This is a genomic window from Pseudoalteromonas sp. XMcav2-N (assembly GCF_024124545.1).
In the GTDB taxonomy this organism is placed as follows: Bacteria; Pseudomonadota; Gammaproteobacteria; order Enterobacterales; family Alteromonadaceae; genus Pseudoalteromonas.
In genome coordinates, this window is sequence record NZ_JAMXSF010000017.1 from 113,153 (window position 1) to 136,943 (window position 23,791).

At 46.9% G+C, this 23,791-nt stretch carries 18 protein-coding genes; 9 read left to right on the forward strand and 9 right to left on the reverse strand.

Going from position 1 to position 23,791, the window contains the following annotated elements; all coding sequences use genetic code 11:
* Positions 1–53: 53 nt before the first annotated feature.
* Together NH568_RS19350 and NH568_RS19355 are read right to left on the reverse strand one after the other, a co-directional pair.
* Positions 54–1,652, reverse strand: a complete 1,599-nt coding sequence (locus NH568_RS19350) for an AbgT family transporter (RefSeq protein WP_253049945.1) — start codon at positions 1,650–1,652, stop codon at positions 54–56.
* A 132-nt stretch (positions 1,653–1,784) separates the two neighbouring features.
* Positions 1,785–2,057, reverse strand: coding sequence for a DUF3081 domain-containing protein (locus NH568_RS19355; RefSeq protein ID WP_253049947.1), 273 nt, complete (start codon positions 2,055–2,057; stop codon positions 1,785–1,787).
* A gap of 194 nt (positions 2,058–2,251) precedes the next feature.
* Between NH568_RS19355 and NH568_RS19360 the strand changes: the two genes are divergently transcribed.
* Entirely contained in the window at positions 2,252–3,139 is an 888-nt protein-coding gene (locus NH568_RS19360) for a ribonuclease Z (RefSeq protein WP_253049949.1), read from the forward strand.
* Here the strand turns inward: NH568_RS19360 and NH568_RS19365 are convergent.
* The 6 genes from NH568_RS19365 to NH568_RS19390 all read right to left on the reverse strand — a co-directional run bounded on the left by NH568_RS19365 (position 3,125) and on the right by NH568_RS19390 (position 8,913).
* Entirely contained in the window at positions 3,125–4,423 is a 1,299-nt protein-coding gene (locus NH568_RS19365) for a DUF2252 family protein (protein WP_253049951.1), read from the reverse strand. The two genes, NH568_RS19360 and NH568_RS19365, sit on opposite strands and share 15 nt — an antisense overlap.
* The gene (locus tag NH568_RS19370; RefSeq protein ID WP_253049953.1) at positions 4,423–5,256 is read right to left on the reverse strand and encodes a polyphosphate kinase; all 834 of its coding nucleotides are present in this window, start codon (positions 5,254–5,256) and stop codon (positions 4,423–4,425) included. The genes NH568_RS19365 and NH568_RS19370 overlap by 1 nt, the downstream gene beginning before the upstream one ends.
* A gap of 271 nt (positions 5,257–5,527) precedes the next feature.
* Positions 5,528–6,331 (reverse strand): DUF1338 domain-containing protein, encoded by an 804-nt coding sequence (locus NH568_RS19375; protein ID WP_253049955.1) that lies wholly within the window; start codon positions 6,329–6,331, stop codon positions 5,528–5,530.
* A 130-nt stretch (positions 6,332–6,461) separates the two neighbouring features.
* The gene (gene astA / locus NH568_RS19380; protein ID WP_253049957.1) at positions 6,462–7,496 is read right to left on the reverse strand and encodes an arginine N-succinyltransferase; all 1,035 of its coding nucleotides are present in this window, start codon (positions 7,494–7,496) and stop codon (positions 6,462–6,464) included.
* A 33-nt stretch (positions 7,497–7,529) separates the two neighbouring features.
* On the reverse strand, positions 7,530–8,735 hold the full coding sequence (locus tag NH568_RS19385; RefSeq protein ID WP_253049959.1) for an aspartate aminotransferase family protein: 1,206 nt from the start codon (positions 8,733–8,735) through the stop codon (positions 7,530–7,532).
* Positions 8,736–8,772: 37 nt separating this feature from the next.
* On the reverse strand, positions 8,773–8,913 hold the full coding sequence (locus NH568_RS19390) for a hypothetical protein (protein WP_253049961.1): 141 nt from the start codon (positions 8,911–8,913) through the stop codon (positions 8,773–8,775).
* Position 8,914: 1 nt separating this feature from the next.
* Here NH568_RS19390 and NH568_RS19395 point away from each other — a divergent pair, with 1 nt between their 5' ends.
* Positions 8,915–9,343: an Lrp/AsnC family transcriptional regulator gene (locus tag NH568_RS19395; protein ID WP_253049963.1), complete on the forward strand. Its 429-nt coding sequence runs from the start codon at positions 8,915–8,917 to the stop codon at positions 9,341–9,343.
* Between the two features lie 15 nt (positions 9,344–9,358).
* Here NH568_RS19395 and NH568_RS19400 read toward each other — a convergent pair whose 3' ends face one another.
* Positions 9,359–11,272 carry an EAL domain-containing protein gene (locus tag NH568_RS19400; RefSeq protein ID WP_253049965.1) on the reverse strand — a complete coding sequence of 638 codons (1,914 nt, stop codon included), beginning with the start codon at positions 11,270–11,272 and terminating at the stop codon, positions 9,359–9,361.
* Positions 11,273–11,738: 466 nt separating this feature from the next.
* Between NH568_RS19400 and NH568_RS19405 the strand changes: the two genes are divergently transcribed.
* From NH568_RS19405 to NH568_RS19435, 7 genes are read left to right on the forward strand one after another with little or no spacing between them, the layout of a single operon-like run.
* Positions 11,739–12,041 (forward strand): isoamylase early set domain-containing protein, encoded by a 303-nt coding sequence (locus NH568_RS19405; protein WP_253049967.1) that lies wholly within the window; start codon positions 11,739–11,741, stop codon positions 12,039–12,041.
* Between the two features lie 5 nt (positions 12,042–12,046).
* Positions 12,047–14,029: a 4-alpha-glucanotransferase gene (gene malQ, locus NH568_RS19410; RefSeq protein ID WP_253049969.1), complete on the forward strand. Its 1,983-nt coding sequence runs from the start codon at positions 12,047–12,049 to the stop codon at positions 14,027–14,029.
* Entirely contained in the window at positions 14,026–16,260 is a 2,235-nt protein-coding gene (gene glgB, locus NH568_RS19415) for a 1,4-alpha-glucan branching protein GlgB (RefSeq protein WP_253049971.1), read from the forward strand. The genes malQ and glgB overlap by 4 nt, the downstream gene beginning before the upstream one ends.
* A complete protein-coding gene (gene glgX, locus NH568_RS19420) occupies positions 16,254–18,353 on the forward strand; it encodes a glycogen debranching protein GlgX (protein ID WP_253049973.1) in 2,100 nt (699 codons plus the stop codon). The genes glgB and glgX overlap by 7 nt, the downstream gene beginning before the upstream one ends.
* Entirely contained in the window at positions 18,346–20,829 is a 2,484-nt protein-coding gene (locus tag NH568_RS19425) for a glycogen/starch/alpha-glucan phosphorylase (RefSeq protein WP_253049977.1), read from the forward strand. The genes glgX and NH568_RS19425 overlap by 8 nt, the downstream gene beginning before the upstream one ends.
* A gap of 31 nt (positions 20,830–20,860) precedes the next feature.
* On the forward strand, positions 20,861–22,162 hold the full coding sequence (gene glgC / locus NH568_RS19430) for a glucose-1-phosphate adenylyltransferase (RefSeq protein ID WP_253049980.1): 1,302 nt from the start codon (positions 20,861–20,863) through the stop codon (positions 22,160–22,162).
* Between the two features lie 10 nt (positions 22,163–22,172).
* The gene (locus tag NH568_RS19435) at positions 22,173–23,714 is read left to right on the forward strand and encodes a glycogen/starch synthase (protein ID WP_253049983.1); all 1,542 of its coding nucleotides are present in this window, start codon (positions 22,173–22,175) and stop codon (positions 23,712–23,714) included.
* Positions 23,715–23,791: the final 77 nt, after the last annotated feature.

The window sequence follows — 23,791 nt, forward strand, 5'->3', positions numbered from 1 at the left end:
AGAACCTTGCATATTCGCCAAAAAAAATGCCAGCAAGCGCTGGCATTTTTTAGTTAGGGTTGATAATAAATTGGTGAGTTAGGCCCGACAGGTAAGCCAAATCCAAACACCCAGATATAGAAAAGCGCTACCCAACCGACAAAGAAACACATACTGTAAGGCAGCATGGTTGCGACCAGAGTACCTATTCCCATATCCTTTTTATACTTGGTAGCAACGGCCAGGATCAGGCCAAAATAACTCATCATAGGTGTGATCAGGTTAGTTACTGAGTCACCAATTCGGTAAGCGGCCTGAATCGTTTCAGGGGCATAGCCCACCAGCATCAGCATAGGCACAAAAATTGGCGCTGTAACTGCCCACTGAGCCGATGAAGAACCAAGACTCAGGTTAACAACCGCGCACATTAAGATAAACAATACAAAAACTTCAGGTCCTGTCAGGTTCAGTGCCTGTAGCATAGCTGCACCGTTGATAGCCAGAATAGTGCCTAAGTTTGTCCATTTAAAGAAGGCAACAAACTGAGCGGCAAAGAATACCAGCACTATGTACATGCCCATCGAACTCATGCTCTTACTCATAGCATCAATGACGTCACGATCGTTGCGCATAGTGCCAACAACGCGTCCATAGACAAATCCCGGAATAGCGAATGTCACAAAGATAAATACGACTATGCCTTTGAGGAAAGGAGAACCGGCGACCGCGCCTGTTTCGGGGTGACGCAGAATGCCATTTTCTGGGACTATGGTTAATGCTAGCAGAGCAGAAACAACCAGTAAGGCAACACCGGCCCACTTTAGACCAGATCTTTCTTTGTCAGTGAGATGTTCAATATTGTTGCTTGAGAGATCGATACTGGCTTCATCAGGGTTATATTTACCCAGTCGAGGTTCAACAATGGCTTCCGTTACCCAGGTACCTACGAAGGCAATCAGGAATACAGATATCATCATGAAATACCAGTTTGCTTCTGGCCCAACCTGATAGCTGGGGTCGATCATCTGGGCTGCAGGAGTTGTAATACCGGCAAGCAAAGGATCTATTGTGCCCAGCAATAAGTTCGCACTGTAACCACCCGAAACACCAGCAAAGGCCGCCGCCAGACCAGCCAGTGGATGGCGTCCCAGGCTATGGAATATCATCGCTGCCAATGGAATTAAAACAACATAACCGAGTTCTGAAGCGGTATTCGATAGAATCGCAGCGAACACAACCATAAAGGTAACAAGGCGTTTTGATGCGCCCATTACCATGCCACGCATCGCGGCCGAGAGCATGCCAGAGTGCTCTGCAACACTCACACCCAGCAGAGCAACCAACACAGTTCCAAGTGGCGCAAAGCCGGTAAAGTTAGTAACGAGTCCGGTAACAATACGCTGCAAACCTTCCGCGCTCATCAGGCTTACGACCTCAATCACACCGTCTGGCGCACGACCTTTTGCACCTTCTGGGCGAGGGTCTATAGCACTGAGGCCCATCCAGTCGGCAATGCCACTGAAAACGACAATGGCGACACAGAACATCGCAAACAGAGTGATGGGGTGGGGCAGCATATTGCCCAGAAACTCAACCGTTGCTAGAAAGCGGTTAAACAGGCCGCCTTGCTTCTGGTTGGATTGATCAGCTGACGTCTCTACAGCATTCGACATAGCAAATTTCTCGGTTATAAAAAATGCCGTTACTCTACCACCATTCACTCGCTAGTTTTATAGCAAAGCGTTAATTTTGAAAGATTCTGAGACAAAATGAGTAAAATACTCAGCTGTACCTAACAATAAAGGTCAATCTTTGGCCTCGTTAGCCATTTGGTATATAAAGTTGAGCTTATTGATAAAGTCCTCTTTATTCTTCTCGTGCTGGTAATCCATATGATAAGTATTGTGAAAACCAAACCTGAGCAACAAAGCACTGCCTTCAAGATAGATGGTATACCCATCGGGATCTGAGTAGGCACGGATCCCCTCAAACAGCTTACCGTTTTCGTCAGCTTCACCATGTTGCTGAATGTATTCATATACGGCGAGTATTTGACGACTATCGATTTCATTTTTCATATCTTACTCCTGTCATAGCAATGGGTTTGCAACTTCCTTCGGCCAGGGCACCAAACCTAACTGAATTCAACTGGCCCTGGTTCCACTGTAACCTAAGCTGTGGCAGGATCAATGTCTCTGACCGCATTTTAGGAGTTGTTTTGCAGTTACATTTTTTAGGGACTTCATCAGGAAGCCCGAGTCCGAGCAGAAACATGTCAGCAACCGCTGTCAGTTTCGACAAAAGCAAATCCTGGTTGCTGGTAGACTGTGGAGAAGCGACTCAGCACCAGCTTCTAAAGTCTGATTTATCCGCCTATCACTTAAGTGTGATTTGTATCAGCCACCTGCATGGCGATCATTGTTATGGTTTGCCGGGTTTACTCGCGTCTATGGCCATGTCAGGCAGGCAAGCTCCGGCTCATCTTATTGCCCCTCAGGCGGTCATCCAGTTTGTTATGTCGACACTGGCAGTGACTCAAGTGGCTTTGCCGTTTAATCTGTATACGATGCCAATTGAGCAAAATGATCAGTTAGTGTGTTTTGAGTTTTGTCAGATAGAAATTATTGCACTGAAACACCGAGTGCCCAGTTTCGGATTCAAAATCACAGAAACTGGCATCCCGCGTAAATTAAGAGTGGCCCAGTTGGCAAAGGACGGTGTTACAAGCGGTCCGCATTACAACTCCCTGCAAAAAGGTCAGGATGTCAATTTTGCAGGGCGACAACTACGCGCTGATACTTATGCCTTTCCCAGCTGGCAGCCTAGAGTGGTAATTATTTGCGGCGATAACGAAAAACCTGCATTGTTGACACCCCATTGCGCCGAAATTGACATGTTGGTTCATGAGGCAACGTTTACCCACTCTGACCTTATTAAGGTCGGCACACACACAGGGCATAGCGATGCTAAACGGGTTGCGCAGTTTGCACAGCAGCAAAACGTCAGTGCATTAACTCTGACTCATTTTAGTGTCAGATATCATGGTGAAGGCATGCTGGATGCACTTGAGCAGGAAGCCAGAGCTTATTTTCAGGGTACATTGCATCTGGCTTTCGATTCTTTGGTGGTGACTATTCCCAAACGACTACTTTCTGAGTGAACAGAATAGGCCCCAGTCTTGTTCAACCTGGCTTGCATAATGGTTTGCTGACGCGATAAGTTCGGTTTTATACTCAGGCATGATGTCACAGACAACTTGCTGGAACATCAATGAGCGACGGTCGCCACGCATATGTGCATAGGCCAGGGCTTTGGCACAGGCTTCTGCATATTGACTCAAGCCATTGCGCTCAGCGGCACGTTTGCCTAACACAATGTGCTCCGGATCAATGCCAACGCGGGCATGATGGCGGGAACGTACTAGCCAGTGGACTCCTTGCCATAACGCATCATCCAGAACCAGATCGGGCCTGCGCTGCATCTGACGTTGGCAATTGACCGTCAGGTGAGCATGATTGAGTCGATTTGTTGGGCTCAGTTCGGCGTTATAATGTAAGGGGGCGGCGAGTCTTTGCTGCTTGACTTCGACTATGTGGTATAGCTCAGCTGAAGAGCAACATTTCGGACCTACCAGTAAGTAATAACGTTTGAGATTATTCGACCCCGTGCCAGCATCAATGCGCTCAACGCAATCGACTATCTCGTCGTCAACATATGGGCGGAAATATTCAACTAAGGTATTGTACAAATCTTCATGAAGCCGAGAGAATTTCTCATCATTGTCCTTAAACCTAAGAGGGGTAGTGTTGAGGTCTACTTCTTTGGCCAGGCTACTTTTTAGGTTAAATGCGACGCCCCCGACCAGGCGCTGCAGGCCCTTTTGCCAACGCTTGTGTAATATATGCTCCTGGCTGAACTCGGTCAGGGCACTTTGATTATTGTTTTCTCCCCGCAATGAGGCCTGGCAGGTAGCCACATAACTGTCAATGAAAGTCTGTTGGGCCTGATTAACCTGTGCCGAGTCCGCTAGCGGCTTTTGCCTGAGCTTTAAATCATCGCTGGAGCTCTGAAGCAAGGCACCCTCTTGCTGGGCAAGCGGTATGCTGACCAAAAAACGCAGCAGATCCCAAACTGCATGACCAATACAGGCATCATCAAAATCGTTGGGTGAAAAAACCAATGTCTCACCATGAGAGCCTTCTTCACTCAAAAAGCCAAAATTACTAGAATGACAATCCCCCTGGACATAAGTCAGGGGTAACTCAAACAGTGGCTGTGGCAATGTAATGACATCATTGGCAATGTCTCTGTACATTAAAGGGGCGCTGCCACGGAAAAAACGGAATGCGCTCGACGCCATTTTAGTGTGTTTAGGCAAAGTCATGCTTGGGTGTGTACCATCATGGTGATCAAAATATTGACCCAGTACATCTGCTCTTTCCATTAGTCCTTCCTCTTATGTTTGATACCTAAATGCTCTTTTGCCAGTTTAACCACATGTGGGTCAACCGGAGGCGGTGTAATATCGACCCCCTCACTGAGCGTTTTAACCAGCGTTTTTAGTACTTCTACCCGGGTATACCATTTGTGCTCCGCAAGTACCAGATGCCAGGGCGCTTGTTGGGTATCGGTCAGGGTAAACATGTCATCTACAGCTTGCTCATATTCTTTGCGTTTATTGCGATTTCTAATATCTTCTTCTGTCAGTTTCCAGCGTTTGTAGGGGTTGTTTAGTCGTTCCTCGAAACGTTTGAGTTGCTCGTCGGCGCTGATATGTAAAAATAGTTTCACCACTTTGACGTTGTCATCATGGAGCAGGCGTTCAAATTCATTGATTTCCTGGTAAGCACGCTGCCACTGCGTTTGTGTCGCAAAGCCCTCAACACGTTCAACCAGCACTCGGCCGAAATAGGAGCGGTCAAAAATAGTCACCGTGCCGGCTTTGGGCAACTTGTTATAGAAGCGATAAAGATAGTGTCTGCCTTGTTCTTCTTCTTTGGGGGCACTGATGGGGAAAACCTGATATCCTCGAGGGTCCAGGCGTTCAGTAATGCGGCGGATAGCGCCGCCTTTACCCGCGGTATCCCATCCTTCAAAGATAATCAGCGCCCTGCGGCCCTGATGGTAATACGCTTGTTGCACATGTAGCAGCTCATTCTGCCAGTATTTGAGTGCCTGACGATAGGCCTTTTTGTCATCCAGTGCAGGATGTTCCAACGGTGCCTTAACCGTGATTTTGCGATTCAATAGTACACTTAACTTTGGTTCAATATTCACAGCTGCACCTCGTTGGCAGTTTATACTGTCATGACCGCGACACGTTGTCAGCTAAACAGCTTCTACGCTAGCTCACATAAATGACAGTTTCGTTAAGGTCATTATCGGACAGCAGAAAACTTAACCTGTAATCTGCGCTGAAACAACCGGTGTGTGGTCACATACTGACATAGTTTTTGCTGTGGAGTATTGATCTGGCAAGGGAAATAGATTTGACTGACAATAAAAAAGCAGCCGATTGGCTGCTTTAACAAGTTACTGTGATATACGCTTAACGTGCGTTAGTACTTTCGAAAATCTTGTCGGCTGATGCGGCAACAAAGCCCGTGTAGATCTCGCCATCTGGCTTGTTGTAGCGCAGTGCGAACTCGTAGAAACAGCTTGGAATGCTGAATTCACCATCGCTGAAAGCAAGGGTATGGTGGTCTGCCAGAGTAGATGACTGTTCAAGTAGCACTTCTGGAGAACCTTTGATCTCGCCGCCCGATGCGTTTAGTTCGAATCCAGCATCTTTCAGCGCTTGGTTTACGGACTCAATAGTCTCGAAGTTGCCCAGATGGTTAATACTGACTGTAAAGTGGTTAGCACGGTAGCCCCAGGCTGCCATCCAGGCTGCGTATTCAGACTCGGCCAGAAGTTGTTTGTAAGTTTCATGGCTGACCTGCCAGTGCGTACCTGAATACAGGAAGTTGTCAGCAGTGACAGCGCTCTCATCGATTTGCTCAACAAGTTCGTTCACAATGGCTTGAAGTGCTTCAGAGCACTTTTCAACCAACAGCTCAGAGATGAATACTTTTGGCTTAGTCGGGTCGCTGTGTTCGAAATGTTTAGCGTATAGTTTTTTAGCTTCGAAGTGGTATTCACCGCACTCTGTATAGCCTACCGCTTTGAAATGAGCAGCCAATTTTTCCAGGCCAATTTTTTCGTGGTTAAAGGTACGCAGTGCAATATGATCGTTGATCACGTCATCTTGCTGTGTAGAACCAAGTAGTTCGTGAACTTTAACAGCAGAAGGAGTAACTTCAAGGTAGTTATTCCATAGTTTTTCAAATAAGCTATCTACATTGTTGTGCATAATGACAATCCTTAAAATGGCGGCTCAGCCGCGTTAAATGTTACGACTAAGCACGACGCAAACGTTTAATTCAGTTGTGACATCAGGCGAAGATATTGGTTAGTCAAATAACCTGATGTACTAATGTGTATCAGAGTATAAACCCGCTGATTTCATCGCCCTCACAGACTTGAAGTGCTGTTGCAATGTCGGCACTTACTTTGAACGTGCTGGAGTCCGCGCACCACCTAACCTGAGTGGCAAAAGTAGCCCTAAAATCGGCTAAACGACAGTTAGAAACAGACCAGGTTTCGCTTCCCGTTATACTAAGTTCAGCTGAGCTGACGATGCGTGCACGACCGCGTTTAGTTTCACGTACCGTTTTAATGTTGTGCAGCCTGGACTCAACGGTTGGACCTGCATCGAATAAATCAACATAGCCTCGGTGTTCGAACCCCTCTTTTTGCAGCAGTCGCAGGGCAGGCTTGGTTTTTTCGTGCACCTGACCTATTACTGCCTGTGCCTTCTTGCTCAGTAAGTTTGCATAGATCGGGTACTTTGGCATTAGCTCACTGATGAATACTTTGTCACCGAGCCCAACGAGATGATCAGCCTGCGGAAATTCAATGCTGAAAAAGTGTTCCTGCAACCATTGCCAAAATGGTGAATGTCCGTCTTCATCACTGACGCCACGCATTTCGGCAATCACGGTATCGCTGAAGCGTTCGGCATGCAGTGCCATAAAGTTAAAGCGCGTGCGAGACAAAAACCGGCCGGCCAGGCCCTGACGGAATGGCTCTCTCAGGAATAAGGTACAGATCTCGGACGCACCTGTGTAGTCATTACACATGGTCAGGATGTCGACTGTGTTGTAAACATTCAGGGTGCGCGAATGGTGAACTGTTTTGCCTAAGTGATAGTGGTACAGCGGGGTTTGCATGCCAACTGCAGCTTCAATTGCGGTGGTGCCTAAGATCTCACCACTGTTGCTGTCTTCCAGTACAAACAAATAGCCTTCGTCGGTACGCAAGCCGGCAGTTTTTTTAAAGCTGTTTTCTGAGCGCGCAATTTTACTGCTTAGTAAATCATCATCAACAGGCAGGGACGTGAATCCGTGGCCAGACTCGACGGCGATGGTTTTTAAAGCCGCATAATCTTTTTCTGAAATAGGTCTGAGTACTTGCATAGATTTAGCAGGGCGCTTTCGCGCCCCTCACCATTAACCGTTCACAACATCCGCTACTGCCAGCTCAAAGCGAGCCAGACCAGCCTGGATATCTTCATCCGGAATCACCAACGATGGTGTGAATCGAACCACATTCATACCTGCAACCAGTGCCATCAAACCATGCTTGCCGCTGGCAACCAGGAAGTCACGGGCGCGACCATTAAACTTGTCGTTCAGAACTGCTCCAAGCAGTAACCCTTTACCACGTACTTCGCTAAATACATTGTACTTTTCGTTGATAGCAGCAAGGCCGTCACGGAATAGTTGCTCTTTACGTTTTACGTCTGCCAGTAATTGCTCATCATTAACAGTGTCGAATGCAGCTTCAGCTACCGCACAGGCTAGTGGGTTACCACCGTAAGTCGAACCATGAGTACCGATTTTTAAGTGTTTGGCAATGTCTTTGGTTGTTAGCATTGCGCCAATTGGGAAACCACCACCCAGTGCCTTAGCCGTAGTAAGGATATCAGGTGTTACGTTCAGACCCTGGTATGCATACAGGTCACCTGTACGGCCAACCCCAGTCTGTACTTCGTCAAAAATCAGCAGTGCGTTATGTTTATCACATAATTCGCGTACGCCCTGAATGAATTCCTGGGTGGGTGGAATGATACCGCCTTCACCTTGCAACGGTTCCATCATGACCGCACAGGTTTTGTCAGAGATTAGTTTGGCAAAGGTCTCAAGGTCATTGTAGTCAACATGGGTCACATCTTGCGGTTTAGGTCCAAAGCCATCTGAATATGCAGCCTGGCCACCTACGGTAACCGTGAAAAATGTACGACCGTGGAAGCCTTTGTTGAAAGCGATGATTTGAGTTTTTTCTTCTGAATAGTTATCAATTGCCCAACGGCGTGCAAGTTTCAGTGCCGCTTCATTGGCTTCTGCGCCTGAGTTGGCAAAATAGACTTGCTCACTAAACGTAGCGTCTGTTAGTTTTTTCGCCAAGCGAAGAGCTGGTTCATTGGTCATTACGTTAGACAGGTGCCAGATTTTCTCACCTTGCTCTTTTAACGCGTTAACCAAAGCTGGGTGACAATGGCCAAGACAGTTTACAGCGATACCACCCGCGAAGTCGATGTACTCGTCGCCTTTTTGATCCCAAACACGTGAACCTTTCCCTTTTACAGGGATCACTTCAGATGGATTGTAGTTTGGTACCATTACTTCGTTAAACAACTCGCGATTCACTTGCATGATGACTTCCTCTTAATAAATCTTTATTTCTTCAGGGCTATTTTGGGTGCTCATCTGCAACAGACGAATCCGCATTCCCCGCTTTTTTGTCATTATTACGCGTTGTGTTGTCAATTTGCAGTGCAAAAATAAATAAAATGATTAAAATAACGGTCAAAATGACGATTGAAGTTTTCACAATGATCCATTCACAAGACGAACGTTTACTTTCTGAACTGAGGAAAAATGCCCGCGCCAGCATCTCTGAGCTGGCAAGAACGCTTGATATGTCCAGGACAACAGTCCAAAGTCGTTTACAAAAATTGGAACAAAACGGGGTGATCCAAGGCTACAGTGTTGAGCTGGGCAGACAATATCAGGCGTCTCAGGTCGCTGCCCATGTGTCTATTAAGGTCAGACAAAAACTGACCGCACAAACCAATATTGCACTTAAGCAAATCAATAATATCTCGGCTTTGTACGCCATCAGCGGCGAATACGATATGATTGCGGAGGTGGAAGCACAAAGTCTTGAACAACTGAGTCAGCTGCTCGACGACATAGGGAACCTGGAAGGGGTTGAACGTACGACTTCTTCGGTGATTCTGGAAACCAAGTTTAAGCGCTAGAGAGCTCGTGATGGCTTAACTGGATTCAGGTAGCCACACACTGGTTCCAGTAGAAGCAATATGGTTCATGTTACTTTTAAGCACTTTGTTACCCACCCGGCTCGAGGTTTCGGGGCGCGAGACCAGGTACCCCTGAACACAGCGTATGCCCATTTGTTTAACCAGCTCAAACTGATCTACCTGCTCGACCCCTTCGGCAACAATTTTAAGGTCCAGCTGTGCACCCAGCTCGCTGATTGAATTGAGTATCTTGTAATACTTAGGATTGTCCTTTGCCTGAGAAATAAATAGCTTGTCAATTTTGATCACATCAATTGGCAAGTCTGCCAAAGTGCTCAGTGAGCTAAACCCAGTACCGAAGTCATCAATAGCAATAGTGACGCCCGCTGCACGGCAGCGATCCAGCTGAGCGATGATTTCATTGCTTGCGGTGATCAGTGTTGACTCTGTTATCTCCAGCATTAAAGAGGTGGGAGGCAGACCTGTTTTTTCTAAAGCAGCCATCACCCAATCGAAAATAGCGCGGTGTTTGAGCTGGATCCCAGAGACATTGACCGAGATGCGTACTCGTTTCATCCCCGCATTGTGCCAGGCTGACATCTGGCGACAAGATTCCAGTAAAATCCAGTCCCCAAGATCCAATATGAGGTTCGACTCTTCGGCAATGGGAATAAATTCTGAGGGGGGAATAAGCCCTTCAATCGGGTGATGCCAACGAGCCAAAGCTTCAAAGTAATCGATTGAACAATCTTCCACATGTACTATGGGTTGAAATGACAGATGAAAATTTTGTGACGCAATTGCCAGTCGCAACTCTTCGAGTAAGTAATGATAGCGCCTGATTTTGTTACCCATTTCCGGTGAATAAACGCGGAAGATACCCCGGCCATCCGTTTTTGCCCGATACATAGCAACATCAGACATCTGCAGCAAGGCATTTGGGGTCGCTGCGCTGTCTGGGTATACCGCAATACCGATACTTGCGCTGATTTTTACCAGTTTGTTGCCCAGTACAAAATCACGCTCAATTTCTCCAAGAATGGTCTGCGCCACTTCAGTGCAAAACCCGGTATCTTTCAAGTCTGGTATAAAGATAGAAAACTCATCGCCACCAAGCCGCGACAGGTTTTGGTCAAGTCCATGCACAGCATGCAGTGCTTGCAACTGATACTGGCGTACTACCTGGCATAAACGCTCGGCAACCTGAATTAATATTTCATCACCAAAACTGTGCCCGAACGAATCGTTCACCTGCTTAAATCCGTCAAGGTCGATAAATAATAAGCCACATTTACTTTGCTGTTGCTCAGCCATCGCCAACTCATTGCTGATGTGCTCAATGTAAGCGTGGCGGTCTATCAGCTTGGTTAGTTTGTCCTGGAAGACATGGCTGTCAGTCTTTATTTTTATACGCTGAATATTGCTCGCTATGGTATGAACGGCGTGACTTATTTGGGCTACTGAACCTCCAATTGGTAGGGCTTTGTAATCTATTTCAAGATTGCCAATGATGTCTTGCAGGTCTCGGTCAATATCGGATAGCGCTTTGGTTCGTGCATGTTGTTGTCTTAATTCGCGCAATCTGGTCAGAGTGAGTAACAGCATCACCATAATCAGTAACAGCAAAACAGGCGAAGAGAGCACGCGAGTTAAGACGTGCTTTACAGTCACCGAAACGGTGCCCATATGATCTTGCTTAATCAGGACATGTGTTTGGCTGTTTACATCCAAAAAACGTTGGTCAGGGAACAGAAACCCAAACCACGGTGTATGTTCAGTTTGTGCGCTTAAGGGCTGTTTATGTAATGCCACAGTGGTACGACCGGTTTGAACGTCGACTACATGTTTTGTAAACAGCAGGCTAATGACGATGCCAATCACGACAAAACAGACAATACAGGTTGCTATATTTTTAAAAACACTTTGCATGATTGAGCGTATCCACCTACCTAATGAAATTCATCCCTGCCAGGAGCAGTAAGTATACTATAAATAAGCCCTAAGTATGACATGTTTTACACCTAATTCAGGGTGATCTTAATCGCAGCTCAGTGCCTCACTGTATTCTAAATTATTAATACTGCGGTGATGTGTTTGAGATCAAGTATCAATTAAATTCACTTTACACGAGAATAGTTCTCACCTAACTTTTTAACAAGTTTTGGCGCGTTTATTGCCCGTATACTAATATACAGGCAGTTGTGCCAGCTTTTCTAAGTGAAAATCACCACATTTGTGCAAGACTGGACTGTCATTGCACTGTAATGAAGCGTACACACTGTATGTAGACAATGAGCAATTATGCTTTGTAGTTTCACAGCAACCGTTCGTCTAGCTGTAACGGGCACGGCACTGTGGCAAGGATAAACAACCTAGCGGTTTTTTGGAGCCCACAATGTTAACTAAGCGTTTTTTCAAAACAAAAAGCGAAGCGGAAGTCACGTTTGAAATCACACATCCGGAAGCTCTTAAAGTTGAGTTGGTCGCAGAATTCAACGACTGGCAGCCTCTAACGATGAAATTCCACAAAAAAGATAAACGATTTAAGCTTAAGTATCGCTTACCGACCGGGCATGAGTATCATTTTAGATATCTGATTGATGGTGAATACTGGGACAATGACGAGCAGGCCGATGGTTATGTACCAAACGGCTTCGGGACGCAAAACAGCGTTGTTGATACACGTAAACAGGCCTAAGCGCAATGCAAGGGCTGGAGCAGCTGTTTTACCTGCATGGAGTAGGCTATGACTACACTAAGTATAATGGCGAACATGTCTATTTCGATCACCAAACAAGGCTCAACGCGCTACGCTGTTGTGGTGTAAACACCGAAAATGGCTCACAAGTTGATGAGCTGAACTTTGATCTCGATATCAAGCCCTGGCTCAATGTGGTCGAAGAGGTGACACTGGCTGATGCCAACAGTGGGGAGTTTTCGTTAAAGATATCTGAATCATATCGAAGTGCCTCTATCGTTATTCGTATTCCGGAACTGTCTTTGTCTGTCACTATCGGATTGTCACAAGCACCGGTGTGCGGTGACTATCGCTATGAAAGTCAGACTTATCTTGAGGTTAAAGTTAAGCTAGGTCAGCTGCCAGTCGGCTATTTTGAAACGGAAATAGAAGGGCCGTTTGGGACAAAAACAACACAATTGTGGTCAGTGCCACCACGCTGCTACACAATAGAAAACGACCACGAAAAACGAGTTGGCCTGTCGGTTCAGCTTTACACTTTGTGCAGTGCACGTAATTCAGGCATAGGCGATTTTAGGGATCTATACCAGCTGATCACCAGTGCTGCTGCCAATCAGTGTGACTTTATTTTGCTCAATCCACTTCACTTGCTATTTGAAGCGCAACCAGAGCGGGCAAGCCCCTATAGTCCTTCTCACCGCTGTCTGATTAATCCTTTGTATATTGCACTGGATTGGAGCGTTGAATCGCTCAGCAAAGACTATCATCTGGTTATTGAAACGAGTTATGAGTCTGCTCAGAGCAGCCACCGTGGAGACTACATTGACTATTGCGCCGTAGCTGAGGTGAAGTACCGTCAGTTAACGCACTTGTATGAGCAATGCCAAGGTGTACGAGCAGTTTGCGAGGCAATCGAAGCGTTTAAACTAAGCAGAACACAGGCGTTAGACCTGAGTTTTCTTAGCGAGCGAGAATGGTTTTTTCAGTGGCTGGCCTATGAGCAATTAAGCGCATGCCAGTTGCTTACAAAGGCATCTGGGATGGTGATTGGGCTGATCAATGATCTTGCTGTGGGGTGTGCAAAAGAAGGGCATGAGTTTGCTCAAAATGACGCACTATTCGCACGGGGAGCCAATGTTGGCGCGCCACCGGATCCATGGGCGGAATCAGGGCAGAACTGGGGGCTTCCAGCCCTGAATCCAGTTACCTTGAAACAAGATAGGTACACCTATTTTCGCTCCTTGTTGAAAAGCAACATGATGTCCGTTGGCGCACTGCGTATTGACCACGTTATGGCTATCAGGCGTTTGTGGTGGTGTTTTGAAGCCGACGGTCAGCAAAGCGGGTGCTATGTTTACTATCCGTTTGAACATTTACTGGCCATATTGAAGATTGAATCTCATCTCAATCAGACCATGGTAATAGGAGAAGACCTGGGCATTGTGCCGCCTGAGATATCAACCGCCATGGAGGAGTCAAATCTCTACGGCAATATTTTGATGTATTTTGCCAAAGATCAGAGTGGTCATTTTAAGCCAGCTCACCAATATCGTTCAGATACGTTACTGATGGTCGCCAATCACGATGTTGCGCCGTTTTTTGCGTGGTGGAATTGCTTGGATGTGGGTCTCAGAAAAGAATACCAACTATGTAATGAACAAGAAGCTGCACAGATGGCGCTGACAAGAAATGAAGATAAAGAGCGCTTGTTAACCTGGCTTGAGCTAAATGCAATGCAAGCTGAGCAGATTAAAAGCGACGCTATGCGTGTGTACTGTGCGGTTCTTAAGAAGCTCGCAGCGAGTCCGGGCAAATTACTGGCTATCCAGCTGGACGATCTGGAACAGCAACAACTACCCGTCAACATCCCTGGCACAGACCGGGAGTATCCCAACTGGCGCCGACGTTTGGCTGTAGAGGCAGAGCAAACAATCAAGCAAAACAGTAACTTAATGAAAGAAATTAAAAGGATCAGAGAGCAGGCATGAATTCAGCGAGTAAGACGCCCATTATTACCCACGACTATGCAGCACAGATCTCGGCACTGAGAGCCGGGTGTTTTCGTGATGCCTTCTCTTTTCTCGGTTTACATAGGGCCGGGCAGGGCTCCATTATCCGAGTATATGTGCCCGGTGCACTGTCAATCACTGTTTTGCATGGCAAACAAGTGACCGAGCTGCACAGAATAGACGACTCTGCATTGTTTGTGATGCAGTTTGGCCAACCGGTTTCTTCAGGTTACCTGTTGAAAATCGAATACCCTGAAGCCACGATTACAACTCGGGATGCTTACGATTTTAGCAGTGCGCTTGATGAGGCTGCCATGTACCTGTTTAACGAAGGGTCGTTAGAGCACGGTCATTTGCATTTTGGTGCCCGAGCTATTTCACATCAGGGGTGTGCAGGTACCCAATTTTGTGTTTGGGCGCCGAACGCACGTAGTGTATCTGTGATAGGTGAGTTTAATCATTGGCAGGCTACCCAGCATTTTATGCGCTTTCACCCAGCCAGTGGCGTGTGGGATCTATTTGTGCCGCATCTTACGGGCGAGCAGGGATACAAATACTCCATTGTTGGAGTGGATGGTGTTGTGACTGAACGCGCTGACCCATATGCAATCAAAATGCAACAGGCCCCAGGCACCGCAAGCGTTATTCAGCCTGAGCAGCATAATCTGCCTCTCAGCCCGCAGGAGCAGGAGCGGCGTCGTGAGCGCAACGCTGTTGATGCGCCCATCACAATTTATGAAGTGCATTTAGGGTCGTGGAAACGCAGAGCTCAGGAAAGTGGTCGATATCTGACATACCGTGAACTGGCTGATGATTTACTGCCTTATGTAAAGGGCCTTGGGTTTACTCATATTCAGCTTATGCCTGTCAGTGAGTATCCTTTCGATGGTTCCTGGGGATACCAGCCCGTGGGATTATTTGCGCCAACCAGCCGGTTTGGTAGCCTAGAAGATTTCCGCTATTTCATTGGGCAGTGTGCTGAGCTGGACCTGGGCATATTAGTCGATTGGGTCCCAGGGCATTTTCCCTCTGATCCACATGGATTACATCGTTTTGATGGCACACACCTTTATGAACATGCCGACAGCCGACAGGGTTTTCACCCTGACTGGAATACTTATATCTATAACTACGAACGACCAGAAGTTAAGAGCTTTTTACTTTCCAATGCAAATTACTGGCTGGACGTATTTAAACTCGATGGGCTAAGAGTCGATGCTGTGGCCTCTATGCTTTACCTGGACTATTCTCGTAAAGATGGTGAATGGGTTCCAAACCAGTTTGGCGGCAGAGAAAACCTGGGAGCGATAGACTGCATCAGAGCGGTGAATACACGCGGATATGGCCGGCATCCACATATTATGATGGTTGCAGAGGAGTCAACTGCATGGCCTGGTGTTACTCAAACGGTTGAGCACAATGGGTTGGGATTTGGTTACAAGTGGAATATGGGCTGGATGAATGACAGTTTAAGCTATATGCAGCGAGACCCCGTTCATCGTAAATATCACCATCACGAAATGACTTTTTCAATGGCCTATGCTTACTCGGAAAACTATATTTTACCTCTGAGTCACGATGAGGTCGTGCATGGTAAAGGTGCATTATTGAGTAAAATGCCAGGTGATGACTGGCAACAATTCGCCAATTTGCGTGCCTATTATGGTTTTATGTATGCGCACCCAGGTAAGAAGCTTTTGTTCATGGGCAGTGAACTGGCTCCGCGTACAGAGTGGGATCATAATTCAGGGTTGGACTGGACGCTACTGGAATCACCAGCGCACAATGGTATATACCAGACTATCAAGTCCTTGAATCAACTTTACACTAACTCCCCGGCTTTGTTTGAGCTTGATAACTCGCCGTGCGGATTTCAGTGGATAGATTGTCACAATGGTGAACAATCGATTTTAAGCTTTGCCCGTTTCGGCAAATCACGCGCAGATCTCATGCTGGTGGTGTGTCATTTTACGCCGCAGGTTTTGCACAGCTATCGGATTGGTGTGCCTCAGGCAGGTATCTATCAGGTCGTGTTTAACTCGGATGACGCTGATTTATATGGCAGTGGTATAACCCCTGTTGCACATCAACAGCAAATGCTGCAGAGCAAAGCAATTGGTAGCCACGGTTTTGAGCACAGCATAGAAATAACGATTCCTCCGTTAAGCACGGTGTATTTACAGTATTTGGGTACTGACGAGTCATGTTAACGTCGCACCGAGGCCAATCTGCCCCATTAGGTAGCTCATTGCACGAACAAGGCGTGAACTTTGCTGTATATGCCCCAGATGCGACTGAGGTACAGCTATGCTTGTTTGATCAAAGCGGGCACAGTGAAATCGCCGCGCTTACAATGTATCGTCATGAGGGAGGCTTGTGGTCTGTGTTTGTCTCTCCGCTGCGCGCAGGTGCTTTGTACGGTTTCAGGGTCAAAGGTCTCTATGATCCCGACAAAGGCCAACTGTTTAACCATCACAAGTTGTTATTAGATCCCTATTGTAATGACTTTCAGGGCGAGTTTACCTGGAGTGAGCGACACTTCTGTCATTTGCCAGTTGGCACATTCAACACCAGCGATAACGCGGTGGATATGCCCAAGTCCAGAGTTGAAGATATACCCAGATATGACGGGGCAAGGCCCGGTATTCCCTGGTCTAAAACCCTGATTTACGAGTGCCATGTGCGAGGGGCCACGCAACAATGTGAGTTTGTGCCGAAGCATTTGCGTGGCAAGTTTCTGGGGCTTAGCCACTGCAATTTTGTGGCACACCTTGCCAGCCTGGGTGTTACAACACTTGAGTTATTGCCATGTCATGCATTTATTTCTGAGCAGTTCTTAACAGCCAAAGGGTTAAAAAACTACTGGGGTTATAACTCACTGAGTTTTTTTGTCCCCCATAAAGCCTACCTGGTTGACGGACAAATCAAAGAATTCCAGCAAATGGTGCGAGAGTTGCACCGGGCCGGGATAGAAGTGATCCTGGACGTGGTTTATAACCACACAGCAGAGGGGGGAATGGATGGCCCGATGTTGTCACTCAAAGGGTTAAATAACACGGGTTACTATCGCATGGTGGGTGAGCCGGCAAACTATATTAACGACACAGGGTGTGGCAACACGCTTAATATAGACGATCCTTATACCCTAAAATTGGTTGTAGATAGCCTGAGATACTGGGTTGAATATATGGGGGTGGATGGATTTAGGTTTGACTTAGCAACGATCTTGGCGAGGACCGAACATGGCTTTACTCAGAAACATGCATTTTTACAGGTACTCACACAAGATCCTGTGCTGAGCAAAGTAAAGTTGATTGCAGAACCCTGGGATGTAGGACCAGGAGGCTATCAACTAGGCGGTTTTCCATCACCCTGGCGCGAGTGGAATGACAAATATCGGGATACTGTGAGGCGTTTTTGGCGTGGGGATGCAGGGACTTTGTCAGAGTTGGCTAAGCGGGTACATGGGTCGCATGAGCTGTTTGAACACAACCAGCGTGGGCCGCTCAATTCCGTGAACTTCCTTACCAGCCATGATGGATTTACGCTGGCGGACTGGGTGAGTTATGAGCAAAAACATAACTTTGCCAATGGGGAAGATAATCGCGATGGTCACAGTGAAAATATCTCCTTTAATTGTGGTGTAGAAGGTGAGACTGAACACGGACATATCCTCTCGTTAAGGCTTCAAATTCAGAAAAGTGCGCTCATAACGCTTATGATGTCCAAAGGCGTACCAATGCTGGCGGCAGGCACCGAAATTGGCCACTCACAGCAGGGCAATAACAACGCATATTGTCAGGACAATGAAATTAGCTGGCTAGACTGGCCTGCGAGTATCGTTGGGCGCCGAACTCAAAATAAAAGGTTGACTGACTGGTGCGCCAAAGATGAGGCCAGTGTGCTATGCGACTTAATGTCTAGGCTTCAGAAGTTAAGGTGTGATTACGCCATATTCCATCATCCATTTTATATTCATACCAAAGATGAGCGGTTCAATATTAGCTGGTTTGGCAAAAATGCAATGCCTATGACTGAAGGTGATTGGCATGACAGCCACAACAAAACGCTTATCTATATGCTGACAGATACGCTTAGAAAGCAAAATTTGTTAGTGATATTGCACGCCGGAAACGACGATCAGGAGGTCAAGCTACCCGTGATTCCAGGAACAATCTGGAAGCTGCTACTGAGTTCAGTACATCCTACTGAAACCAGCGATAATGGCCATCAGACTCAAACCCTGAGCGCACACAGTGCCTGGGTATACCAATCTCTTAACGAGGATCTCAAGAATGACTAAGAAAACGTCAAATGTGTGTGTTGTAAAGCATTGGCAGGAAGCCCCAAAGCTGGACGAGAGTACGCTTGCGGATGATCTGATGCGACACTTTTACTATACCCTGGGGCGCGACAAAGTTGGAGATTCAAAACACTATTTATTTCAGGCACTGGCGCTGACAGTCAGAGATCGACTGGTGGCCAGATGCAGAGCAACCAATCAATACCTGGCAGACAACAAATGTAAGCGCGCAGCCTATTTGTCGCTGGAGTTTTTGATGGGGCGGGCATTAGGTAACGCAATACTCAGTCTTGACCTGGAGAAGCAAACTCGTGATGCACTCAAAGAATACTGCACTGAATTTGAATCCGTGGAACAGGCCGAGCACGATGCTGGTCTCGGGAACGGAGGTCTGGGTCGTCTGGCTGCGTGTTTTTTGGATAGCTGTGCAACGCTTGCGTTACCCGTGATTGGTTATGGGATCCGTTACGAATATGGCATGTTCAATCAGTCGTTGGACCAAGGGTTCCAGGTTGAACAACCGGACAACTGGCTACGTGAGGGGCATCCCTGGGAAATGCCAGCACCGGAGCAATCCCGAGTGATTAAGTTCTTTGGTCATGTTGAGACTCACCAGGATAAACAAGGTCGCTCTCATCGTATCTGGGTGAATACTCAGGATGTACTGGCAGTACCTTACGATGTGCCGATCCCTGGTTACCGAAATGGGGTTGTCAACACCCTGAGACTCTGGAAATCAGAGGCTACGGATGAGTTTAACCTAAAAGAGTTCAATGCCGGAAGTTACTCTGAAGCGGTTGCCAAAAAGAATCTGGCAGAGCAAATCACTATGGTGCTATACCCAAATGATAGTAGCGAAAACGGAAAAGAGCTCAGGCTTAGGCAGCAATACTTCCTTTCCAGTGCTAGTTTGCAAGACATACTACATCAATGGGTGGAGCAACATGGAGATGATTTCAGTGAATTTGCCGATTTACATGTTTTCCAGCTTAACGATACACACCCAAGTATCGCAGTTGCTGAGCTGATGCGTCTGCTGGTCGACGAACATGAATTGGAGTGGGAGGTTGCCTGGTCGATCACGACCTCGACTATGGCGTATACCAACCATACATTATTACCCGAGGCGCTCGAAAAGTGGTCTGTAGCCTTGTTTTCACGTCTGCTACCCAGGTTACTTGAGATTATTTATGAAATTAATGCGCGTTTCTTATCTGAGGTCGCACTTATGTGGCCAGGTGACATGGAAAAACAGCGTGCATTATCTTTGATAGAAGAGGGCGATTATCCTCAGATCCGTATGGCTTATCTAGCTATTGTTGGTAGTTATTCGGTAAACGGTGTCGCTGCACTGCATACTGAGTTACTCAAATCCGGACTCTTTCACGACTTCTACCAACTTTGGCCTGCTAAATTTAACAACAAAACCAATGGGGTAACACCCCGACGCTGGCTGGCGTATTGTAATCCAGCGCTGGCTAAACTGATTACCAGTAAAATTGGAGAGCAATGGCAAGCTGATTTTTCCGAAATAAAGACTTTGCGACGTTATTACGACGACAGGGCTTTTCAGACGCAGTGGCAGTCCGTTAAGGAAGGTAATAAGCGTAAGTTAGCACAACTTGTTAAAGCGCGATGTGGCGTTGAGTTTGATGCCAAGATGATGTTCGATGTTCAGGTTAAACGGATCCATGAATACAAGCGTCAGCTATTGAACATATTGCACGTCATTTCTTTATACGACCGCATTCGTCGCGGTGATACGCAAAACATGGTACCACGCTGCGTGCTTTTCGGCGGAAAGGCAGCCCCCGGTTACGCCATGGCCAAACAAGTGATTAAACTCATTAATAATGTTGCTAATGTCGTTAATAAAGACGAACAGGCTAATCCTTTGTTAAGAGTAGCATTCTTCCCAAATTATAATGTCACAGCGATGGAAACAATCTGTGCAGCAACCGACCTGTCAGAACAAATATCAACGGCAGGGAAGGAAGCATCGGGAACCGGCAATATGAAGTTCATGATGAACGGCGCACTGACCATAGGCACTTTGGATGGTGCAAATATTGAAATCAGAGAGCAGGTGGGGGCGGATAATTTCTTTCTATTTGGTGCCACTGCTCAGCAGGCAGATGAGGTCCGTCAGCACTATGACCCCAATGCCATTATTCAGTCCAGCCAGGCTTTAAGTAATACGATGACTTTGCTAGAAAGCGGTCATTTTAACTTGTTTGAGCCTGGTATTTTTAACGACATTATTGCCTCAATCCGCAGTCCCCGCGATCCCTGGCTGGTCGCGCACGATTTTGATAGCTATCTAGAAGCTCAGCAACGAGCCGCTGAAACCTATCAGGACCAGTCGCAGTGGCTGCGAATGAGCATACTTAATACGGCCGCTAGTGGCAGCTTTTCTAGCGATCGAACTATTCAACAATATTGTGACGATATTTGGCGCTTAACCCCAATGCAGTAGATCGTAGATAGACTTTTAATGGAGATAATGAATGCCCAGTTATGCAAACCGATATATTAGTAACCTGACCAGAGAAACGTATGCACTGATACTGGCAGGTGGTCGTGGTAGCAGGCTGCACGAGCTGACCGACTGGAGAGCTAAGCCCGCAGTGTATTTTGGAGGCAAACACAGAATAATAGACTTTCCGTTATCAAATTGTATTAACTCGGGTATCCGCCGAGTCGGCATCGCTACGCAATACAAATCTCATTCTTTGATCAGGCATGTTAATCGTGCCTGGGGCCATTTTAAGAAAGAGCTTGGCGAGTCGGTGGAAATATTGCCAGCGTCTCAGCGTTACGGCGATGAGTGGTACTGTGGCACGGCAGATGCCGTGTTCCAGAATATGGATATCATTCGTCATGAACTACCTAAGTATGTAATGATTTTGTCAGGAGACCATGTATACCGTATGGACTACGGTGCACTACTTGCAAAGCACGTTGAAACCGGTGCGGATATGACCGTTTGCTGTATTGAAGTGCCCTGTGAGGATGCTGCAAATACTTTCGGTGTGATGACGGTAGATGAGAATAAGCGGGTCAGGCGCTTTGATGAAAAGCCGCCAGAGCCCAGCGAAATCCCGGGTAAACCTGGTTTGTGTCTTGCGTCGATGGGGAACTATGTCTTTAATACAGAGTTTCTTTTTGAGCAGCTAAAAGAAGATGCAGAACGTGAAGGATCAGGTCGTGATTTTGGTCATGATATCATCCCCGCAATCATTGAAGAGCATAATGTATTTGCGTTTCCATTTCGTGATCCCAGCCACCCAGGTCAGCCTTATTGGCGCGATGTTGGAACAATAGATTCATTCTGGGAAGCCAATATGGAGTTAGTTTCACCTCAGCCTCAACTTGATCTGTACGACCCGAGCTGGCCAATCTGGACTTACCAGGAGCAGTTACCACCGGCGAAATTCATCTTTGATGATGACGAGCGTCGCGGTATGGCGGTAGATTCTACGGTATCTGGCGGCTGTATTATCTCAGGATCCAGAGTGCGTAAATCTTTGTTGTTTTCTAATGTCCATGTTCATTCATACTGTGAGATTGAAGGCGCGGTCGTGTTACCTGGTGTGGTGATAGAGCGTGGCTGTCGCATAAAAAATGCGATTATTGATCGAAGCTGCCATATCCCGGAGGGGATGGAAATTGGGTATGACAGGGCACAAGATGAGAGAAACGGTTTCAGAGTATCTAAAAAAGGCATCGTGCTGGTGACTCGTGATATGCTAACTGCGTTAGAAAAGCAACAGCGGCTGTTAGCAGGGCAAACCCAGGAAACAGCATAAAAGGACAAGCATGCACGTAGTTATGGTGGCAGCGGAGAACGACCGTCTGCCTAATTGTAAAGTCGGGGGAGTTGCGGATGTGATCCGTGACATCCCGTATGCACTGGCAACACAGCAAGTGCGTTGTTCCGTTATTGTGCCTGATTACGGTCAGTATGCACTAAATCGGACGTTTGTGGCGGACATCGCAGTGCCCTTCAAACAGCATCTGGAAACTGCCACTTTGTGGCGGGTAGCCAGTGACGCTGGTGTAGATCAATATGTGGTTTCACACTCTTTGTTCTCGCAGCATGATGGTGCAATTTATTGCAATGATGGTGATCAGCCTTTTGCAACGGATGCGAATAAGTTTGCATTGTTTTGCGCTGCGGTAAGTGAGCTGCTTGAGCATGCAATGATTGGCCCTGTCGATGTACTTCATTTACACGACTGGCACGCAGCGGTTGTTGCAGTGCTAAAAACCTTTAGTCCGCGGTTTGTAAATCTGAAACAGATTAAAACGGTTTACACAGTGCATAACTTAGCCCTTCAGGGGATCCGCCCCTTCAAACATGATGATTCCAGTCTGGAATCCTGGTTCCCTACGTTAAGTTATGATGGCAGTCAGATTTGTGATCATGTCTATCCTCACTGTTTTAATCCGATGCGTGCCGCGATTAGTCTGTCTGACAAAGTTCACCTGGTTTCTCCTACTTATTGTCAGGAAGTACAACTCAGTAGTGACCATGAAAGGGGGTTTTTTGGTGGGGAAGGGTTAGAGCATGATATGCAGGCCGCGGATCGAACCGGGCGACTGGCCGGAATTCTGAATGGGTGTACTTATGATGCATCATCAGACGACACAAATGACATCTCTTTGCATCAATACTGTGATCTGGCGGAACAGGCGCTGTTTGTGTGGATGGCAAACGGAGGCACGCTTAAACCGGCCCATTATATTGCACATCAGAGAGTCATTCAGTGGCGTCAGCAATCAGTATTTCGCAGACCGCTCATCACCAGTGTCGGGCGCCTGACGGATCAGAAAGCTTTGTTGCTCAGACAACCAAAAGATGGGCGGCTCATTCTCGATCATATTGCAGCTTTGATTAATGGGTATGGTGGTGTACTGGTTATTTTGGGTTCAGGTGACCCCCATCTGGAATTCCTATTTACTCAGGTGATGGCCCGTAATGAGAATGTGTTGTACTTACAAGGATATGGACAAGCTTTGGGAGATCACCTTTACACACTCGGCGATTTGTTCCTGATGCCTAGCTCATTTGAACCATGCGGCATTAGTCAAATGTTAGCCATGCGTTCTGGACAGCCCTGCCTGGCACATCAGGTTGGTGGTTTGAAAGACACCATCATACATGATGAAACAGGGTTTTTATTCGGTGGTGATAATTTGTCGGAGCAAGCAGAGCAGTTACTGGAGCGCTTAGGGCAAGCGCTTGATGTACACAGAAATGACCCACAGAAATACCTTGAGATCAAAGCAAATGCAGGGGCACAACGCTTCAGCTGGGATACGATTGCAAGCCAGTATATAGAGAAATTGTATGAGTAGGCGTTTGCCTGCTCACTCAGCTATCGACTATTCTAATACATTAATGTTTTAGTTTGATTTTTTTTCTAATGAAATGG

What these genes read in the sequence shown, in the direction of transcription:
- NH568_RS19350 (WP_253049945.1), bottom strand. Translation starts at nt 1,652, where the DNA reads ATGTCGAATGCTGTAGAGACGTCAGCTGATCAATCCAACCAGAAGCAA.
- NH568_RS19355 (WP_253049947.1), bottom strand. Translation starts at nt 2,057, where the DNA reads ATGAAAAATGAAATCGATAGTCGTCAAATACTCGCCGTATATGAATAC.
- NH568_RS19360 (WP_253049949.1), top strand. Translation starts at nt 2,252, where the DNA reads ATGTCAGCAACCGCTGTCAGTTTCGACAAAAGCAAATCCTGGTTGCTG.
- NH568_RS19365 (WP_253049951.1), bottom strand. Translation starts at nt 4,423, where the DNA reads ATGGAAAGAGCAGATGTACTGGGTCAATATTTTGATCACCATGATGGT.
- NH568_RS19375 (WP_253049955.1), bottom strand. Translation starts at nt 6,331, where the DNA reads ATGCACAACAATGTAGATAGCTTATTTGAAAAACTATGGAATAACTAC.
- astA (WP_253049957.1), bottom strand. Translation starts at nt 7,496, where the DNA reads ATGCAAGTACTCAGACCTATTTCAGAAAAAGATTATGCGGCTTTAAAA.
- NH568_RS19385 (WP_253049959.1), bottom strand. Translation starts at nt 8,735, where the DNA reads ATGCAAGTGAATCGCGAGTTGTTTAACGAAGTAATGGTACCAAACTAC.
- NH568_RS19395 (WP_253049963.1), top strand. Translation starts at nt 8,915, where the DNA reads ATGATCCATTCACAAGACGAACGTTTACTTTCTGAACTGAGGAAAAAT.
- NH568_RS19400 (WP_253049965.1), bottom strand. Translation starts at nt 11,272, where the DNA reads ATGCAAAGTGTTTTTAAAAATATAGCAACCTGTATTGTCTGTTTTGTC.
- NH568_RS19405 (WP_253049967.1), top strand. Translation starts at nt 11,739, where the DNA reads ATGTTAACTAAGCGTTTTTTCAAAACAAAAAGCGAAGCGGAAGTCACG.
- malQ (WP_253049969.1), top strand. Translation starts at nt 12,047, where the DNA reads ATGCAAGGGCTGGAGCAGCTGTTTTACCTGCATGGAGTAGGCTATGAC.
- glgB (WP_253049971.1), top strand. Translation starts at nt 14,026, where the DNA reads ATGAATTCAGCGAGTAAGACGCCCATTATTACCCACGACTATGCAGCA.
- glgX (WP_253049973.1), top strand. Translation starts at nt 16,254, where the DNA reads ATGTTAACGTCGCACCGAGGCCAATCTGCCCCATTAGGTAGCTCATTG.
- NH568_RS19425 (WP_253049977.1), top strand. Translation starts at nt 18,346, where the DNA reads ATGACTAAGAAAACGTCAAATGTGTGTGTTGTAAAGCATTGGCAGGAA.
- glgC (WP_253049980.1), top strand. Translation starts at nt 20,861, where the DNA reads ATGCCCAGTTATGCAAACCGATATATTAGTAACCTGACCAGAGAAACG.
- NH568_RS19435 (WP_253049983.1), top strand. Translation starts at nt 22,173, where the DNA reads ATGCACGTAGTTATGGTGGCAGCGGAGAACGACCGTCTGCCTAATTGT.